This is a genomic window from Marinomonas sp. THO17, assembly GCF_040436405.1.
Classification (GTDB): Bacteria; Pseudomonadota; Gammaproteobacteria; order Pseudomonadales; family Marinomonadaceae; genus Marinomonas.
Window position 1 is genome coordinate 2904278 of sequence record NZ_AP031575.1, and the last position, 16792, is coordinate 2921069.

General features: G+C 43.5%; 18 protein-coding genes. 14 read left to right on the forward strand and 4 right to left on the reverse strand.

The genetic code is table 11. From position 1 onward, the window contains the following. Positions 1–7 precede the first annotated feature (7 nt). The 3 genes from ABXS85_RS13830 (at position 8) to ABXS85_RS13840 (ending at position 2650) form a co-directional block, all read left to right on the forward strand. Positions 8–937: a DMT family transporter gene (locus tag ABXS85_RS13830; RefSeq protein WP_353667105.1), complete on the forward strand. Its 930-nt coding sequence runs from the start codon at positions 8–10 to the stop codon at positions 935–937. Between the two features lie 52 nt (positions 938–989). Beyond that, positions 990–1589, forward strand: a complete 600-nt coding sequence (locus tag ABXS85_RS13835; RefSeq protein ID WP_353667106.1) for a Crp/Fnr family transcriptional regulator — start codon at positions 990–992, stop codon at positions 1587–1589. A gap of 293 nt (positions 1590–1882) precedes the next feature. Beyond that, positions 1883–2650, forward strand: coding sequence for a coniferyl-alcohol dehydrogenase (locus ABXS85_RS13840; RefSeq protein ID WP_353667107.1), 768 nt, complete (start codon positions 1883–1885; stop codon positions 2648–2650). A gap of 112 nt (positions 2651–2762) precedes the next feature. Here the strand turns inward: ABXS85_RS13840 and ABXS85_RS13845 are convergent, their stop codons facing one another. Beyond that, a complete protein-coding gene (locus ABXS85_RS13845) occupies positions 2763–4526 on the reverse strand; it encodes a sigma-54-dependent Fis family transcriptional regulator (RefSeq protein WP_353667108.1) in 1764 nt (587 codons plus the stop codon). A 263-nt stretch (positions 4527–4789) separates the two neighbouring features. On the opposite strand from ABXS85_RS13845, the gene ABXS85_RS13850 reads away from it, so the two are divergent. Then, positions 4790–6250 carry a benzaldehyde dehydrogenase gene (locus ABXS85_RS13850; protein WP_353667109.1) on the forward strand — a complete coding sequence of 487 codons (1461 nt, stop codon included), beginning with the start codon at positions 4790–4792 and terminating at the stop codon, positions 6248–6250. A 100-nt stretch (positions 6251–6350) separates the two neighbouring features. On the opposite strand, the gene ABXS85_RS13855 is transcribed toward ABXS85_RS13850, so the two are convergent. The 3 genes from ABXS85_RS13855 to ABXS85_RS13865 form a co-directional block, all read right to left on the reverse strand. After that, positions 6351–7004: a DsbA family oxidoreductase gene (locus ABXS85_RS13855; protein WP_353667110.1), complete on the reverse strand. Its 654-nt coding sequence runs from the start codon at positions 7002–7004 to the stop codon at positions 6351–6353. A 161-nt stretch (positions 7005–7165) separates the two neighbouring features. Next, positions 7166–8008, reverse strand: a complete 843-nt coding sequence (locus ABXS85_RS13860; RefSeq protein ID WP_353667111.1) for a 2OG-Fe(II) oxygenase family protein — start codon at positions 8006–8008, stop codon at positions 7166–7168. 95 nt (positions 8009–8103) lie between these two features. Continuing rightward, positions 8104–8259 (reverse strand): hypothetical protein, encoded by a 156-nt coding sequence (locus tag ABXS85_RS13865; protein WP_353667112.1) that lies wholly within the window; start codon positions 8257–8259, stop codon positions 8104–8106. Between the two features lie 265 nt (positions 8260–8524). On the opposite strand from ABXS85_RS13865, the gene ABXS85_RS13870 reads away from it, so the two are divergent. The 10 genes from ABXS85_RS13870 (at position 8525) to coaD (ending at position 16763) form a co-directional block, all read left to right on the forward strand. Further along, complete coding sequence (locus ABXS85_RS13870) at positions 8525–9088, forward strand: YqgE/AlgH family protein (RefSeq protein WP_353667113.1); 564 nt, start codon at positions 8525–8527, stop codon at positions 9086–9088. A gap of 2 nt (positions 9089–9090) precedes the next feature. After that, on the forward strand, positions 9091–9549 hold the full coding sequence (gene ruvX / locus ABXS85_RS13875) for a Holliday junction resolvase RuvX (protein ID WP_353667114.1): 459 nt from the start codon (positions 9091–9093) through the stop codon (positions 9547–9549). A gap of 70 nt (positions 9550–9619) precedes the next feature. Next, on the forward strand, positions 9620–10117 hold the full coding sequence (pyrR, locus tag ABXS85_RS13880; RefSeq protein ID WP_353667115.1) for a bifunctional pyr operon transcriptional regulator/uracil phosphoribosyltransferase PyrR: 498 nt from the start codon (positions 9620–9622) through the stop codon (positions 10115–10117). A gap of 226 nt (positions 10118–10343) precedes the next feature. Beyond that, on the forward strand, positions 10344–11351 hold the full coding sequence (locus ABXS85_RS13885) for an aspartate carbamoyltransferase catalytic subunit (RefSeq protein WP_353667116.1): 1008 nt from the start codon (positions 10344–10346) through the stop codon (positions 11349–11351). Between the two features lies 1 nt (position 11352). Next, positions 11353–12630 (forward strand): dihydroorotase, encoded by a 1278-nt coding sequence (locus tag ABXS85_RS13890; protein ID WP_353667117.1) that lies wholly within the window; start codon positions 11353–11355, stop codon positions 12628–12630. Positions 12631–12744: 114 nt separating this feature from the next. Continuing rightward, the gene (locus tag ABXS85_RS13895) at positions 12745–13851 is read left to right on the forward strand and encodes a diguanylate cyclase (protein ID WP_353667118.1); all 1107 of its coding nucleotides are present in this window, start codon (positions 12745–12747) and stop codon (positions 13849–13851) included. Positions 13852–13935: 84 nt separating this feature from the next. After that, positions 13936–14667, forward strand: a complete 732-nt coding sequence (locus tag ABXS85_RS13900; protein ID WP_353667119.1) for a YggS family pyridoxal phosphate-dependent enzyme — start codon at positions 13936–13938, stop codon at positions 14665–14667. Between the two features lie 53 nt (positions 14668–14720). After that, positions 14721–15539: a pyrroline-5-carboxylate reductase gene (gene proC, locus ABXS85_RS13905; RefSeq protein ID WP_353667120.1), complete on the forward strand. Its 819-nt coding sequence runs from the start codon at positions 14721–14723 to the stop codon at positions 15537–15539. Positions 15540–15562: 23 nt separating this feature from the next. Then, a complete protein-coding gene (locus tag ABXS85_RS13910; RefSeq protein ID WP_353667121.1) occupies positions 15563–16108 on the forward strand; it encodes a YggT family protein in 546 nt (181 codons plus the stop codon). Positions 16109–16277: 169 nt separating this feature from the next. Beyond that, the gene (gene coaD, locus ABXS85_RS13915; RefSeq protein WP_353667122.1) at positions 16278–16763 is read left to right on the forward strand and encodes a pantetheine-phosphate adenylyltransferase; all 486 of its coding nucleotides are present in this window, start codon (positions 16278–16280) and stop codon (positions 16761–16763) included. Positions 16764–16792 lie beyond the last annotated feature (29 nt).

A 16792-nucleotide genomic window follows, 5' to 3' on the forward strand; every position in this document is an offset into this window, starting at 1 on the left:
CTTTGTTATGAACCCGCTGATTATGCTCTTTGTATGGGCCTTATTGATGGCATCATCTTTTGTGGTGTCGGGCAATATGGTGATGTACGCCAGCCCGATTGCGACAGCATTTTTTCGTTTTGTTTTTGCTCTAGTGTTGATGGCAGGTATCTTGTTCTTTAAGAAATATCTTGTTAAGACCGAGCATCATTTTCTGTTGCAGATGAAAGCCTTGTTTAAAGGGCCAACGATGTGGCATTACGCAATGATTAGTGGTTCTTTGGTTGGCTTTTTTATTGGTATGTTTATCGCTTTGCAATCGACAACGCCATTGCATACGTCCGTGCTTTATACTCTGGTCCCTTTAATGGGCGTGTTGATCGCTAAGTTCTGGTTAGATGAAGCAATGTCACCCGTTAAGGTATTTGGTTTTGTGCTGGGCTCTTTTGGGGCTATTTTAGTGTTGTTGGCGACACAAGGAAGTGGACCGTTTGTTTGGCACAAAGGTGACTATATTTTTCTTGCAGCCTCTGTTTTATTGGCCTTTCATGTGGTGTCGGTACAAAAATGGGGGAAATCCGTCGAGGCATTTGAAGGCGCCTTTCTGATCATGTTGTTTGGTTCTATATGGTTATTGCCCATTGTCTTGTGGTGGGGCGATCTGGCTAATGTGGCTTGGGGACAGCTAGGCTTTTGGCTAAACGCTTTATATCTCACGATTTTCACCACTCTGTTTACCTTTATGCTGCAACAGATATTGGTGCGTCGTGTGGGAGCGAATCGCATACTGGCTGCGTCTTATACTATTCCTGTTTGGGTTGCAGTTTATTTAGTCTTGACGACTTGGAACTGGTCTTTGCTACTGAATATGGGGTTTGCATTGGGGCTGGTGTGTTTGCTAGTGGCTTTGTATTTGATTGATCAACAAACTAAAATCAAACCATTGGTAGAAGGGTAAACTTTTATCTAATCATATTAGCCTAATGATATTTAGACGCAGTGGAAAGGGTATGGACAAGGCGCAACTAGAGATCGAGTTTCAACGTCACTTTACTGAGCAGGGTTTTGAGATCGATTGGCAAAGACTGTCTTTGCCGATGAGCTTTCATGCTGTGGCAAAAGGGGATTTTCTGTTTCGCCAAGGGGACTATGCTCAACGACTTTTCTTTTTGCATAAAGGTCTGGTGCGTTATGTGAAGATTTCCCAAGATGGCAAAGAATTTACTAAGGCCTTTGTACGAGCACCTAAGATTATTGGTTCCACTCGTGCAATGGTTGAAAACTCGGTGACCTTATTTGGTATACAAGCCTTACAGGATTGCGTAATTAGCTCTTATGATTGGCAAGAGTTTTATACTCAGATGCATCAAGACTTAGGTTTTTTGACCTATTACAGTCATTTCATGGAACAAATTTTTCTCACCAAAGACACGCGAGAAAGTGCCTTTGTTGAACACTCAGCAGAACGTCGTTATTTGGATTTTTGTGTTGAATATCCAGATTTAAAAGACACCATTCCTCAACAACAAATTGCCTCTTATTTAGGCATTACCCCTGTGGCATTAAGTCGTATTCGGCAGCGTCTGAAATTACAAGCACAAAGTGAATGACTAAGAGCGGTTGTCTTTTTCTTTTCTATATGATGAAGATCGACTGTCGATACTTTGATGGTTTTTCATCATATCGTTAAATTTTAATGACTATGTCCTTTCAGTATTCCGTGATTAATCAATTAAGTCGCTTAGATAAAATCAATTAAATCAATAATATAGTTTTTCATTTATGTCTCGCTCAGCATTTTTAGTCTTGTGGGCATGGTCCGTGCAATTCCTTTTCATCTATGACGGCGTTAGGTCGTGTCATTGATTTGCGATTTGAACAATAAAAATAAGGAGAAATCTATATGTCATTAGCCAACAAAACGATTGTGATTACTGGTGTGTCTTCTGGTATCGGCGCTGATGTTGCCAAGTTTGCTCGCCATCAAGGGGCGAGAGTGATTGGTATGGATAGAAACCCTGCTAGTTTGTCTTTGGACGATTTCATTCAGGTTGATCTGGGCGACATTAGCGCTATTGATCAAGCCATTGCGCACTTGCCTGAACAAATTGACGCTTTGTGCAATATTGCTGGTGTTCCGGGTACTGCAGAAGCAGAATTGGTAGGACGAGTTAATTATCTTGGCTTACGTTATTTGACTGAGTCCCTATTACCGCGTTTTAGCCAAGGAGCCAGTGTCGTCAACGTGGCGTCTATTTTAGGGGCGGAATGGCCAGAGCGTTTAACAGAACATAAAGCCTTGGCTGCGACCAAAGACTATCATGCAGGTGCCGAATGGTTAGCACAGCATCCTGTAGAGCAAGACACTTGCTATCAGTATTTTAAAGAAGCGCTTATTGTTTGGACCACACAACAAGCTCTGCCTTGGTTTAGAGATCATGGCGTGCGTATGAATTGTGTGGCGCCAGGCCCTGTTATGACTCCCATTTTAGGGGATTTTGTCAGCATGTTAGGGGAAGAAAGAGTACAAGCCGATGCTGATCGAATGTTGCGTCCTGCTTTTTCTGATGAAGTGGCGGATGTCATTACCTTTCTATGTTCGGAGCAAGCTCGATGGATTTGTGGTGCGAATATTCCTGTTGATGGAGGCTTGGCGTCTACCTACATTTAACTGCACACCTGGGTCTATGTTGAATAACAGCACACTTGGGTCTATGTTGAATAACAGCACACTTGGGTCTATGTTGAATAACAGCAAACTTGGGTCTATGTTGAAGAAGAAATCAGGGAGCGGATTTCTTCTTCAAACGATAGGCCAGTTGCGGTCTAGTCAGGCCAACCTTTCGTGCGGCTTCAGATAAGTTGCCTTGCGCCAATTCCACTGCCGTCTGTAGCAAATGATTTTCCAATTCTTCTAATGCTAGGTTACCTTGTCCCTCGGCAAATTGCTTAATCTGTTCTCCTAAATTGTCATTGGATACAGGTTTATTTGTTTGGCTAAGAGTGCCTTTTTGATTAACAGAATAAATGACTTCCTCTGGTATGCTTTCATTGCGAAACACATGATGAAGCTCGATTAGCTCATTTTCTTCTGCGGCAATCACGCCTCGTTCGATGAGATTTTGCAATTCGCGAATGTTACCCGGGAAGTCATAGTTGAATAAGCCACGTCGTGCATTCTGAGTGAAGCCTGTGGGGGATTTGTTATGTTGTTGGCAAAAGTAGCGATAAAAATGATTTACCAGCAAGGGGATGTCTGCTTTACGTTCTCGTAATGGTGGCAAATGAATAGGGAAGACATTTAGGCGAAAGAATAAATCTTCCCTAAATTCACCACGTTTGACCGCCTCTCGCAGATCGACATTGGTGGCAGCCACAACACGAACATTGACTTTTATAGGTGCTATGCCGCCCACCCGTTCAATTTCCTTTTCTTGTAAAGCGCGCAGTAATTTACTCTGCCCAGCAAGATTTAAGGTGCCGATTTCGTCGAGAAATAAGGTGCCATTGTTGGCTCTTTCGAAACGTCCTGGGCGGCTGTGCGAGGCTCCAGTATAAGCGCCTTTTTCTACGCCAAATAGCTCGGATTCTAATAAGTTTTCAGGTAGCGCCGCGCAGTTAAAGGCAACAAAGGGACCTTCTCTTTTGCTGAATTTGTGTAGCATACTGGCGAACAGTTCTTTACCGACGCCTGATTCCCCTGTAAATAACACAGTTGCGTTGGTGGGAGCCACTTTTTGTAAGGCATGATTGGCTGCGGTGAAGGTGGCTGATACGCCTATCATTGACGTTTCCTGACTTTCTTCTAGGTTGTCATCTGGTGAGGCTGTGTCAGCAGAAGCGGGATTTTTATTTGTCGTTGCTCTTGTATTGAGAAAGCGGATGTCTTCATCGACACTGTCCCATAGTTCAACGGATTTTCCAACAACACGACATACAGAATGCCCCATACACTGACATTCGACCTCACGAAAGACAACCAGTGAGCCGACTAAGCCAGATACATATCCGATAGCGTAACCAAGTTCCATCCAGCATACCGGCGAACTGCCGAAGCCATATGTGGCAATGTGCTCTTCTACTTCAGCACTGTGATGCCAGATAAATTCCCCATCATATAAACCTTTTTCGGTATCGAATTCAAAATGTAGGGTTTCTACTTTCACCAATCCTTCTAAACCATGAAGATGGGTGCCTGCTTCAAAGATGGCAGCTGCTTGTGCATCTGGCCAACGTTGGCGGATTAATTCAGCATCTCTAATGCCGGAAAGGTAACCTGTTCTGGTTAAAATATCGCGAGACTTGTCTAACCCAAGAGAATCAATCAGTTCTTGGCGTAACAAGCCAAATGAAGAGGTATGCAGGAGAATCATACGTTCTTCTTCTAGCCATATGCGTCCATCTCCAGGGGAAAAATACAGACATTCTGTTAGATCATCTATAGAAGGATATTGATGCGACGCCAATTCCTTTGAACTGCCTTTGAGTAAAACAGTATCGTCGTTTTTTGCCATGTCGGCCAATGAAATGCGAGAAGGATGCGTCATACTATGCTGTCTCAATTTGCCCTGATGAAATGGTTAAGCGTTTTTCTTAGTCTGAATGTTTTTTCATCATATGGTCAACTGTTTGCTTCATCCATTTTTTGCGACACCCCATTCGATTTTTGATTTTTAAGAGAAAAATTATTGAGAATCAGTTAATTATGTAAATAGCAATCAAGGAATTGAGTAAGCGGCATGAGGATTGCTCTGTCAGGCTAATCCATTTATTGGAGATCAAATAAAAATAAGACTTAGGAGAACATTTTATGTCTAACTCTGTATTAACATCACAAAAATGGTCAGGTCACTTTTTTAATGGTGATTGGGTTGCGGCGAAACAATCACAAGATGTCATTGAACCTGCAACTGGTGAGGCAATGAGCCAAGTGGGCATGGCGACAGCAGACGATATTTATCTAGCTTGCCAGCAAGCCAGCAAAGCCCAAAAAGAATGGCTGTCTGTACCACCAAGAGATAAGTCGGCAATGTTTCACAAGGCGGCGCAATTCCTACAGGAAAATTTCGATGATTTAGCCTTATATATTGCACGTGAAACGGGTGGTATTGTTCCTAAAGGTATGCATGAAGTGAAAGAAGCGATTGTCATTCTTCAGCTTGCAGCCAACATGACGTTGGAACCAAACGGTCTTACCTTACCTTCGACACCAGAACGCCAATCTTATGCGAAGCGTCAACCTTTAGGTGTCGTGGGGGTTATTTCTCCTTTTAATTTCCCACTTATCTTGTCTATTCGTTCTATTGCTCCAGCGTTAGCTACAGGTAATGCTGTGGTCACTAAGCCAGACCCACAAACACCAGTGACAGGCGGATTTATCTTAGCAATGGCTTTGGAAGCAGCAGGCTTTCCTAAAGGATTGTTGCAAGTTTTGCCAGGTGGTGTGGAAGCGGGTGAAGCACTTTGTGCCGCTCCTGAAGTGCAAATGGTGGCCTTTACTGGTTCCACAGCAGCGGGTCGTAAAGTGGGTGAAGCTTGTGGTCGTAACCTGAAAAAAGTTTCTTTAGAGTTGGGCGGTAAAAGCTCGCTAATCGTGTTGGAAGATGCGGATCTTGATGTGGCTGCGAGTAATATTGCATGGGGAGCTTACTTCCATCAAGGCCAAATCTGTATGGCATCTGGACGTATTCTTGTTCAGCAAAGTGTGGCTGAAGCATTGACGGCAAAAATTGTCGAGAAAGCCAAGCATTTGCCAGTGGGGAATCCTGCTACCAGTGAAGTGGCAATTGGACCTATTATCAATCCTCGTCAGTTAGAGAGGGTACATGCCATAGTGCAAGATACAGTGGCGGCAGGTGCGAAGCTAGAAGCTGGTGGTACCCATGAAGGGCCATTTTACCAGCCAACGGTATTGAGTGGTGTAAAACCTGGCATGCGCTCATTCGATGAAGAAATTTTTGGTCCAGTTGTGAATATCGTGACGTTTGACAAAGATGAGGACGCCATTGAGTTAGCCAATAACACAGAATATGGCTTAGCTGGTGCCGTGATTTCGAATAACTTGTCTCGTGCTCAGGCGATTGGTGCGCAATTGCATGTTGGTCTGTTGCATATTAACGACCAAACCGTGAACGATGAGTGCATTAACCCATTTGGTGGCTGTGGTGCTTCAGGTAATGGCAGCGCAGTGTGTGGCCCTGCAGACTGGGATTTGTATACTCACTGGCAGTGGATGACGGTAAAAGCCAGTGCGACGCCTTATCCATTCTAGGATGCCTTAACCATGTTAAATAGTTACTGAGCTGATAGACTTGTTCTGGTAACAAAATGCCCCGCACCTGCGGGGCATTTTTATGTCTTTGCCAAGTGTTTTATACGCTTTCTTTTGCCATGATTTCTTCTAATGCGTCTTTAAATATCTCTGCCGGCTGTCCGCCGGAAATCGCGTATTTATTATTGATGATTAGGGTTGGAACAGATTGAACGCCATTTTGTTGCCAGAAGGTTTCTTGTTCACGTACTTCGCTGGCATACAACTGACCTTCTAATACGGCTTTGGCTTCCGTTAAATCTAAATCCACACTGGCAGCTAGATTGGCTAGCACAGTGTAATCACTCACGTCTTGGTTGTGAGTAAAGTGTGCCTTAAACAGCGCTGCTTTTAGCTCCGCTTGCTTGCCTTGAATGCCTGCCCAATGAAGTAGGCGATGCGCATCAAACGAATTATACATGCGGCTGTCGTTGGTAAAATTGAAATCAAAGTCCACTTCTTGACCACGGGCTTTGATCATGGCGCGGTTTTGGTCGGATTCTTGTTCAGTGATGCCATATTTTTCAATAATATGTTCTTGGATATTTTGTCCTTCTGGCGGCATATTGGGATTCAATTCAAATGGCTGGAAGGAAATATCTACCGTTACAGAATCATCAAGCTGCGCTAGAGCTTTGTTTAAATTACCCAAACCCACTACGCACCAAGGACACATGATGTCTGAGACAAATTGGATATTAAGATTGCTGCTCATAATTGGATACCTAAAAAATGAATATTAAGAAGGTGCTATGGGCATTTTTAATAAATTAAAGGTAACTCGCTTAAAGAACGGATAATATGCGCAGAATTTGCACCCTTTTACAAAAAGAAAAGGACTTGTTCCTTGTCTGTTATGGAACAAGCCCTCATGGTTTAAATGACACCCAACTCTACAAGGCGTTCATGTAAGTAGCTTTGTGCCGTATAGCGATCGGATAATACGACTTCCGGTTTCGGGTGAAGGAATAGTGGTAAAGAAATACGTGATTTGGTTTTATCCGATCCTTCTGGATTGATTACTCGATGAGACGTGGAAGGAAAGTAACCGCCTGAAGCTTCTTGCAACATATCCCCTATATTGATGATTAGAGTGCCAAAATCACAGGGTACGTCCATCCAAGAGCCATCTTTGGCTTTGACTTGAAGGCCAGGCTCATTTGCCGATGGTAGAACAGTCAATAAGTTAATGTCTTCGTGGGCGCCAGCACGAATGGCACCGAGCTCTTCATCACCTTTCAAAGGAGGATAATGTAAGACACGTAGCAGGGTTTGATCGCTGTTTTCCACCATGCTGGAAAGAGACTGGGTGTAGTTTTTCGCAACGTCCGCAGGGGTGTGCGACTCGACCCATGACAGTAGTTCCGCAGCTAAGCTATTGGCTTCACTGTAATATTGGGCGAGCAAGGCTTTTTTGTCCGCTGGGCATTGACCCCAAGGGTAATAATGGAAATACTCCTTGATGTCTTTTTTAGTATGGCCTTTGGCCGTTTCAGAAACGTCAGCAGGGAAGAATCCGTCTTGAGTGCCTTTGTTATAAACAAAGTTTTGCTTGTCTTCACTGTTAAAAAAAGCTTGCCATTCTTGGTAGATCGCGCTGACAAGGGATTGTTGGATTGGGTGGTTTTTCAGTACCCCGAAGCCTGTTTCGTGCAGAGATTTAACGAAGTCTTGTTGTGCAGTAGGGCTAGTGTAGTCGATTGCTTTTAATGTCGTCATTGTGTTCTTTCACCATAAGTATTGAGTTGTTTGTTATTGTAGGCTGACACCAAAGTGGGGCAGCATTGAACAAAAAAATCGCAATATGGTAGGGACTAGGAAGACCAACCACTATGGAAAAAGTAGCGTAAATCTATGCTTTCCGCTTGATAATGTAATGACCAATTCATCAAACTTGCCGTTTTTAAACAAAGGTATGCCGGCTCATGTTCAGCAATAACCTGTTCAAAATGTGATGATGGCAATGACATTTGTTTTGAACCTATTAAGAAAACTTCATTAACAAAAGTGTTTGTGCCAACTAGTGTACTAACTGAGCGGGCAGTTTTGAAGGGATTTGGTAACAAAATGTGACTAACTCTAGGTAAATTCGAACTTTGTCCTATACTGACTGAAAGCAGCGACTGAATTTTGCCCGTTTTCTTTGCTCTTCTGTTTGTGTTCTTTTGCCAGGCTGGCGCAGGTTTTTTTTATTTTTAAATTGCGATTTCATTCCAGTTATAGAGGGCTATTGTTATGACTTTATTCGATTCATTTAAAAACCATTTTTTGATCTCAATGCCGCATCTCGATGACCCGCATTTTGAACATACTGTCGTGTACCTTTGTGAACATACGCCAGTTGGTGCTATGGGGATTATCATAAATCGACCTTCGAATATTGAGTTTCGGGAATTGGCAAAGCATTTAGCAATGACAATTGAAGATCCCAAGTTAATTACTGAGCCGATTTACACAGGTGGGCCAGTGGAAGCCGAGCGTGGTTTCATTTTGCACACAGCGGATAAAGAATGGGGTAATACGCTTAAGGTAACATCACAGGTGTCTTTATCGGCTTCGTTGAAAGCTTTGGAAGACATTGCTAAAGGCAAAGGTCCAAACGCCTTTTTGGTCACCTTGGGATGTGCTGGCTGGGATGCTGGACAGTTAGAGGCTGAGATTGCGAATAATGATTGGCTGGTATGTGAGGCGGATTTAGACGTATTATTTAATACCCCAAGTGAGTTGCAGTTTAGCGCGGCAACCAAAGTGCTGGGTATTGATATGACAAAGCTTTCACCAGATATAGGGCACAGTTAAAAATGACACAACAGTCGTCATCAGGAGAAACAGTAAAGCCCAATACGACACAGTCCGTATTGGGCTTTGATTTTGGTACCACACGAATTGGTGTGGCAATTGGGCAAAGTCTGACCGGTACTGCTCAGCCATTGTCACCAGTTAAAGCACAAGACGGTATACCAAATTGGCAAACGATAGAAAAAATTTTTACAGAATGGCAGCCTGATGCTGTAGTGGTTGGTTTGCCTTTGGATATGGACGGTACGGAAAATGAGATGTGTCTAAGAGCGCGTAAATTTGCCAGACGACTTCATGGTCGTTTTAATTTGCCTTATCACATGATGGATGAAAGATTGTCTTCTTATGAAGCAAAAGGTCAGGTCATTGCCGACGGCGGCAAGCGTAATTTTAAAGAGAACTCTGTGGACGGCTTGGCCGCTAAGATGATTTTGGAAACCTGGTTTGCTGAACAGTATTAACGTCTGTCAGACAGAGGTATGATAAGTCCAGACAATTAATCTAGGTAAATTTAAGCAGGTTAAACAAACAATGAAATTAGAGCTAGAGTCGTCACTTGCTAGGATGAGAACACAGTTGGCAAGCTATTGTCAGGAGAAAAGCATCAGCGATGCTATTGTGGTAGGTATTCACACTGGTGGCGTATGGGTTGCTGAGCAAATTATGTCGGCTGTACCGACAAAAGAGCCGCTGGCAACATTAGACATTACTTTCTATCGAGACGATTTTACTCGCGCAGGTCTCAATCCCAAGGTGAATCAAACATCCTTGCCCGCTATTGAAGACCGCCATGTGATTTTAGTGGACGATGTGCTGATGTCAGGGCGTACCATTCGTGCTGCGATGAATGAGATATTCGATTTTGGTCGTCCAGCCAGCATTAGTTTGGCTATCTTGTATGATCTTGGTCAACATGAGTTACCGATTGCGGCGGATATTGTGGGAGAAAACTTGACGCTTAATCCTGAGCAAAGGGTTAAGTTAATTGGCCCACAACCGCTTGCAGTTTCTGTGATTGAGACGGATTAATCTGCTTTTAAGGCTTTATTTTTTGGTGAACAAATACGACAATTAGTGTATGGATAAGTTTTATGAAAAAGTAACCAGCCGTATCTTGTGTCATCGAATCACAGGCGGTCTTGTTATTTGAAGTTATTAATGCCCGGTTACAGTCATTGTACCGGGCATTTTCTTATCAACCTAATTGATTCAAAGAGAAAGACATAAGGTCTTTGTAGCTTAAGGAAAGCAAACCATGATGCGATCCGAACCACGGGCATTACAATTAAACGATGACGGTCAGTTAAAGCACTTTCTAACACTAGACGGTCTCGATAAAACCATTCTTACGGAAATTCTTGACCGCGCCGACTCTTTTTTGACCATGGGGGAACAGTCCGTTAAAAAAGTACCTCTATTGCGAGGACGTACAGTGGTCAACCTGTTCTTCGAAAATTCTACTCGTACACGTACTACCTTTGAACTTGCCGCCAAGCGTTTGTCAGCAGACGTGATTAACCTCAATATTGAAACCTCCGCAACCTCAAAAGGTGAGTCTCTTCTGGATACCTTACAAAACCTAGAAGCCATGCAGAGTGATATGTTTGTGGTACGTCATTCCGATAGCGGTGCGGCACATTTTATTGCCGAGCATTGTACTCCTAATGTGGCCATTATTAATGCGGGTGATGGCCGTCATGCTCACCCGACACAAGCTATGCTAGATATGCTGACCATACGTCGTCACAAAGGCCAATTTACTGGTTTAAAGGTGGCTATTGTTGGTGATATTTTGCATTCTCGTGTCGCTCGTTCTCAATTACAAGCCTTAACTACCTTAGGGGTGGAGGAGGTGCGTTTGGTTGGACCTAAGACCCTAGTGCCGAGTTTCTTTGCTGAGATGGGGGCGCAAATTTGTCATGATTTAGAAGCAGGCATTCAAGACGTTGATGTGGTCATCATGTTACGCCTACAAAAAGAGCGTATGAAAGGTGCTTTATTGCCCAGTGAAAGTGAATTTTATCGCTTGTATGGTCTTACCGAAGAATCCCTGTCATGGGCAAAGCCTGATGCCATTGTTATGCATCCAGGACCAATTAATCGAGGTGTTGAAATTTCTTCAGAAGTGGCTGATGGAGAGCGCTCGGTAATATTGAATCAGGTGACTAATGGCATTGCTGTGCGTATGGCTGTGATGTCAATGGCCATGAGTGGTCAGTTGCAACAGGTGGACACGGCACAGGCAGGTGAGGGCGAGGCATAAAATGAAGTTGATAGTACAAAATGGACGTTTGATTGATCCGAGCCAAAATCTAGATGCTACGCTGGATCTATTTGTTGAGAACCAAAAAATTGTTGCTATAGGTGAGGCTCCAGCAGGCTTTGAAGATGCTGAACTGGTTGATGCCAGCGGTAAATGGGTATTGCCTGGTTTGGTGGATTTAGCGGTTGCCTTACGTGAACCTGGGCAAACACAAAAAGGCAGCATTGCCTCCGAAGGTCGTGCCGCAGTGGCCGGAGGAGTGACCACCTTGGTATGTCCTCCTGACACGAGTCCTATAGTGGATACTCCAGCCGTGGCGGCGTTAATTCAGGATAAAGCGGACGAAGCTGGTATGGCTAATGTGTTTCCGACTGGTGCTTTGACGCAAGGTCTGGCCGGTGAGCAATTGAGCAATATGGTGGCTTTGACAGAAGCTGGCTGCGTAGCGGTGTCCAATGGTCGTTATGAGATGAAGAACAATAAAGTCCTATCTAGAGCTTTGGAATACGCGGCGACTCATGATTTATTGGTGGTTTTTCATCCTGAAGACACTAGTTTAGCTGATGGTGGCTGTGCTCATGAAGGCTTGTATTCCACTATGCACGGTTTGACGGGTATTCCTGATACAGCGGAAACCGTTGCTTTAATGCGAGATCTATTGTTGGTTGAGAAAACGGGCGTGCGAGCTCACTTTGCGCGGTTATCTTGCGCTAAATCGGTTGAAATGATTGCCGATGCGAAGGCCACTGGTTTAGATGTGACGGCAGACGTGGCATTGCATAATATTTTGTTGAGTGATGACATTCTCAATCAATTTGACGGTCGTTTTCATGTTCGCCCCCCATTGCGCGGTGAGGGCGATCGTTTGACCTTGATCGAAGGCCTCAAACAGGGGGTGATTTCAGCCATTTGTTCTGATCATCAGCCCCATGAAAAAATGGCTAAGATAGCGCCATTTGCTGCCACAGAACCAGGAATGGCGAACGTAGAGGTATTGTTACCACTGGCGATGACCTTATTGGACGAAGGCGATTTGGATTTTGCTACTTTGTTGTCTTGTTTAACCTCTGGTCCTGCGGCGTGTTTTGGTTTGGAAGCGGGTTCTCTTGCTGTGGGCAGTTTTGCCGACTTTATTTTGTTCGACAGTACCGCAAGATGGTATTGGGATAGCTCAAAACGCAAAACCAAGGGCCATAATTCACCCTATTTTGGTGATGAATTCATTGGCCAGGTGACTGATACATACATATCAGGACAGCGTATTTACCAGTTATCCTAGTTAATTAGTATGATAAGTTGGTTTTTTTCCCAACTTATCTATACAAATTCTTTACTTTTTTTGTTTGGTGGTTAATCTAGCTAAACAAGGATTTGCTACTGGTTGTATTGTTTTATGTCTATTGAATCTACAAAATCCCTGCTGGATGAGCAGCAAATGTTGAGATCTCGTGTATCTTTTCTTGAAAAAGAGCGCGATTTCATCAAAAGCTTATACGTTGATATGGCCCAGATAGTTCAGGTCATTTCTAAGGGTGCTCCGCTCAGTTCGTTACTAACGCTTTTTCGTGAGAAAATAAAATCTCAGTTGGCGCAGTCGTATTGTTTGTTTCTTGAATGTGACAAAGATTGCCTGCAATGGCGTTTGCAATACTCGGATCTTATTAGTGAATCCTTGTTGAATGACAAAGGTTTATTAACAAATGTGCCCCAGTCTTTGATTGCGTTTGCCGCGGCCCCGTCTGCTCAGAAGCGTCATGAATCTGAAATTCAAGACGCAGCAAACTGGTTGACGTGGAAAGATTTTTTGCTCACCAATAATTTTTCTGATGTGTCTATGGTCAGTAATTCTGATGAACATGGCACTGTTTACATCATGCTTGCTTTCCAAAAACGTCATCAGCTTTTGGAAAGTGAGTTGATGGAAGTGGCTTTGGACACTTATCATTCCTGGTTGGATGCATTGTTTTTACGTGAAAAAGCGGATCATCAATTATTAGAAGATAATCACCGCGAACCTCTTACGGGATTATTGCGACGTTTTAGTTTTGAGAATAGCTTTGGCATAGTGTTGAAGGACTCTCGTCGCCACTTTCAACGGGCTGCCTTGTTTTCTATTCAGTTATTATCAAAAAACAGCATTGCAGAAGCCGAACTTAAGGTGTTTGCTGAATTGCTATGTGATACGGTTCGTGAAAACGATTTGGTGGCACATTATGATGAGCGTGAATTAGTAATGGGCATTCGCATCCAAAACTTGTCAGATGCAGAAGTCGTAGCTAACAAATTGTTGGAATCCATTCAGCACGAATCTTATGCTAATAACCAATTGATTCGTGCTGGTGTGTCCATTGGTATTGCATTTTATCCGGAGCATTCCAGCTTAGATGCTTTGTATCAGGCAGCGCACTTTGCGGCCAATTCCTTGAAAAACACCTCTGGTTATCAGATTGAGTTCCATGGTGCCCTGTATGATTCCAGCAGTGAGTTTTATTCTTTATAAGTGAATTTCTATTAGTGCTATTATGTACCTCACATAGCGGATGGGCTGGTACCTGTTCGCCCAATGTACAGAACAGAGGCACATATGACACATGATACGAATCGCACTTATGCCGAACAGGTAAAACACAAGCTCCAACAGGTTAGGCAAGAAATACAGTCTCACATTAGCGATGCTCAGCGTAAAACGAACAGTGTGAGTTTGTTGGCGGTCAGTAAAACCAAGCCGATCGAAGCAATCCAAGCCGCTTATCAGGCAGGACAAAGGAAGTTTGGTGAAAATTACGTACAAGAAGCGGTTGATAAGCAGCAAACATTAAGAGAACTTAGCGAAATCGAATGGCATTTTATTGGGCCATTGCAATCCAACAAATCCCGTCAAATTGCTCAAACCATGGCATGGGTTCATTCTGTCGATCGTGAAAAAATTGCGCGTCGATTGAGTGAACAACGACCTGCTGATATGCCACCTTTGCAAGTCTGTATCCAAGTCAATATCAGTGGTGAAGAGAGTAAGTCTGGTATTGATCTGTCGCAGCTTCCGGCGATGGTGCAATTGATTAAAAGTCTGCCGAATTTACAACTTCGCGGTCTTATGGCGATTCCTGCGCCACAGCAAAGCTTTGAGCAACAGTGCCAAGTTTATAAGCCATTGCAGACTGCTTTTCTTGAATTATCTAAAACTGACAGCATGATAGATACATTATCCATTGGCATGTCTGGGGATTTGGCCGCAGCCATTGCTTCAGGCAGTACCATGGTGCGAGTCGGCACTGCTATTTTTGGTGCTCGTGATTATACTAAGACTAGCGAATAGTGAGCATCATTAAAGGCCAGCACGCTGTTTAAAACGATTTATTAGGACACAAAATGACACCAAGTATTGCCTTTATTGGCGTAGGAAATATGGCAAGATCCATTTTTAGTGGCTTGTTGAGCAGTGGATACCCAGCCGATAAGATTCTGGGCACCTCCCGTACGACTGAAAAACGCGCATTTTATGAAGCGGAATACGGCATAAAAATGTTGGCGGATAACCAGCAAGCTGTGCAACAAGCGGATGTCGTTGTGCTTTGTGTGAAACCAGCACAAATGCAAGCTGTGGTTGAGAATTTCGCAGCACAAGTGAATGCAGATCAATTGTTTATATCGGTTGCTGCTGGTGTTGAATTAGGGGCTTTGTCTCACTGGTTGAATGCTCCTGTGGCCGTAGTTCGTTGTATGCCAAATACGCCTTCGCAAATTGGCGCTGGTATGACTGGCTTGATTGCCAATGAGCGGATCACGGATGAGCAAAAAGGTTGGGTCAGTGAATTGTTCGCCAATGTCGGTGATTCTGTCTGGATTGAGGAAGAATCACAAATGCACGCAGTAACGGCTTTATCGGGAAGTGCTCCAGCGTATTTTTATCGTTTCGTTGAGGCCATGATAAAGGTAGGGTTAGAGCAAGGTTTAGATGAACAAAGTTGCCGTAAATTAGCCAGTCAAACCATGTTAGGCGCAGCTCGCATGATTGCGGAAGTGGATGAACCGATTGCGCAATTGCGTAACAATATCACTTCACCAAATGGCACAACAGAGCAAGCCTTACTGTCTTTTGAAGCCTCCCACATTGATCAGATTGTTGCCCAAGCAATGATGGCCTGTATGGAACGTTCAAAAGTGATGGCGCAAGAGTTTTCTGCTTAGCAAAATGAATTGAGGAAGAGTTGATGTATTCAAACCCATTTGAGATGTTGATTCAGGTATTAGGTAACCTGTATTTATTTATAGTGTTGCTGCGTATGGTGCTGCAGCTGACACGAGCGGATTTTTATAATCCCATTAGTCAAGCAGTCGTCAAGGCAACTAATCCTTTTGTTATTCCATTGAGAAAAGTCATTCCAGCAATAGGTCGTTTAGATACCTCTTCATTAGTGTTGGCTCTAGTAGTGCAATTTTTAACATTACTATTAATTAATATTGTTCTTGGTATAAGTGAGCCGCCTATGAAATACATTGTGACGAGTGGGGTTGGTGTTTTGTACCACTTGTTGGATTTGTATTTTTGGGCCATGTTAATCTCGGTGATTATAAGCTGGGTTGCGCCGGGGGCGAGCCATCCTGGAGCCCTCTTAATTGGACAGATTACCGCGCCATTATATCAGGCTTGTCAGCGAGTCATTCCCCCCTTAGGAGGCTTAGATTTGTCGCCTATTTTTATTTTCTTGGCGATTTCCTTTTTAAAACAAGCGTTGGCCTTTTATGGTTTAGGATAGACAATATTGATATGGGGCATCACGCTTATAAATAGCAATGGGAAGCGTGTGAATTGAGAAGATTGACATATTCCTATATGATGCGACCCCTAAATGGGAGTGAACATAGGCGAAATATCTTAATTTTGTCTTAGCTCCTTCTCCCTTGTTAATTTTTTGGATGAAAGCTATGAGTACGATTGCGGTTTATCCGGGGACTTTTGATCCTATCACAAACGGCCATACAGATTTGGTTGATCGCGCATCAAAACTATTCCCGAAGGTGATAGTGGCGGTGGCGGCGAGTCCAAAGAAGCGTCCGGCATTGTCCCATGAAATGCGTATTTCATTGGCGAAAAAAGTGTTGGCGCATTTACCGAATGTGGAAGTATTGGGTTTTGATAACTTGCTAACGGAATTTACGCGTTCGGTAAATGGCAAGGTGGTCATTCGTGGTTTACGCGCAGTATCGGATTTTGAGTATGAATTCCAGTTGGCAAATATGAACCGTGTTATCGCGCCAGACGTAGAAAGTATTTTCTTAACCCCATCTGAAAAGCACTCTTACATTTCTTCCACTTTAGTGCGAGAAATTGCCTCTTTGGATGGTGATTTTGGTCAGTTTGTAAATCCAGAGGTCGAAAAAGTACTTCGTGAGCATTATCAAACTCGATAAGCGCATGTTGGCTTGGGTAAGTGCTTTGT

What these genes read in the sequence shown, in the direction of transcription:
- ABXS85_RS13830 (WP_353667105.1), top strand. Translation starts at nt 8, where the DNA reads ATGAACCCGCTGATTATGCTCTTTGTATGGGCCTTATTGATGGCATCA.
- ABXS85_RS13835 (WP_353667106.1), top strand. Translation starts at nt 990, where the DNA reads ATGGACAAGGCGCAACTAGAGATCGAGTTTCAACGTCACTTTACTGAG.
- ABXS85_RS13840 (WP_353667107.1), top strand. Translation starts at nt 1,883, where the DNA reads ATGTCATTAGCCAACAAAACGATTGTGATTACTGGTGTGTCTTCTGGT.
- ABXS85_RS13845 (WP_353667108.1), bottom strand. Translation starts at nt 4,526, where the DNA reads ATGACGCATCCTTCTCGCATTTCATTGGCCGACATGGCAAAAAACGAC.
- ABXS85_RS13850 (WP_353667109.1), top strand. Translation starts at nt 4,790, where the DNA reads ATGTCTAACTCTGTATTAACATCACAAAAATGGTCAGGTCACTTTTTT.
- ABXS85_RS13855 (WP_353667110.1), bottom strand. Translation starts at nt 7,004, where the DNA reads ATGAGCAGCAATCTTAATATCCAATTTGTCTCAGACATCATGTGTCCT.
- ABXS85_RS13860 (WP_353667111.1), bottom strand. Translation starts at nt 8,008, where the DNA reads ATGACGACATTAAAAGCAATCGACTACACTAGCCCTACTGCACAACAA.
- ABXS85_RS13865 (WP_353667112.1), bottom strand. Translation starts at nt 8,259, where the DNA reads ATGTCATTGCCATCATCACATTTTGAACAGGTTATTGCTGAACATGAG.
- ABXS85_RS13870 (WP_353667113.1), top strand. Translation starts at nt 8,525, where the DNA reads ATGACTTTATTCGATTCATTTAAAAACCATTTTTTGATCTCAATGCCG.
- ruvX (WP_353667114.1), top strand. Translation starts at nt 9,091, where the DNA reads ATGACACAACAGTCGTCATCAGGAGAAACAGTAAAGCCCAATACGACA.
- pyrR (WP_353667115.1), top strand. Translation starts at nt 9,620, where the DNA reads ATGAAATTAGAGCTAGAGTCGTCACTTGCTAGGATGAGAACACAGTTG.
- ABXS85_RS13885 (WP_353667116.1), top strand. Translation starts at nt 10,344, where the DNA reads ATGATGCGATCCGAACCACGGGCATTACAATTAAACGATGACGGTCAG.
- ABXS85_RS13890 (WP_353667117.1), top strand. Translation starts at nt 11,353, where the DNA reads ATGAAGTTGATAGTACAAAATGGACGTTTGATTGATCCGAGCCAAAAT.
- ABXS85_RS13895 (WP_353667118.1), top strand. Translation starts at nt 12,745, where the DNA reads ATGTCTATTGAATCTACAAAATCCCTGCTGGATGAGCAGCAAATGTTG.
- ABXS85_RS13900 (WP_353667119.1), top strand. Translation starts at nt 13,936, where the DNA reads ATGACACATGATACGAATCGCACTTATGCCGAACAGGTAAAACACAAG.
- proC (WP_353667120.1), top strand. Translation starts at nt 14,721, where the DNA reads ATGACACCAAGTATTGCCTTTATTGGCGTAGGAAATATGGCAAGATCC.
- ABXS85_RS13910 (WP_353667121.1), top strand. Translation starts at nt 15,563, where the DNA reads ATGTATTCAAACCCATTTGAGATGTTGATTCAGGTATTAGGTAACCTG.
- coaD (WP_353667122.1), top strand. Translation starts at nt 16,278, where the DNA reads ATGAGTACGATTGCGGTTTATCCGGGGACTTTTGATCCTATCACAAAC.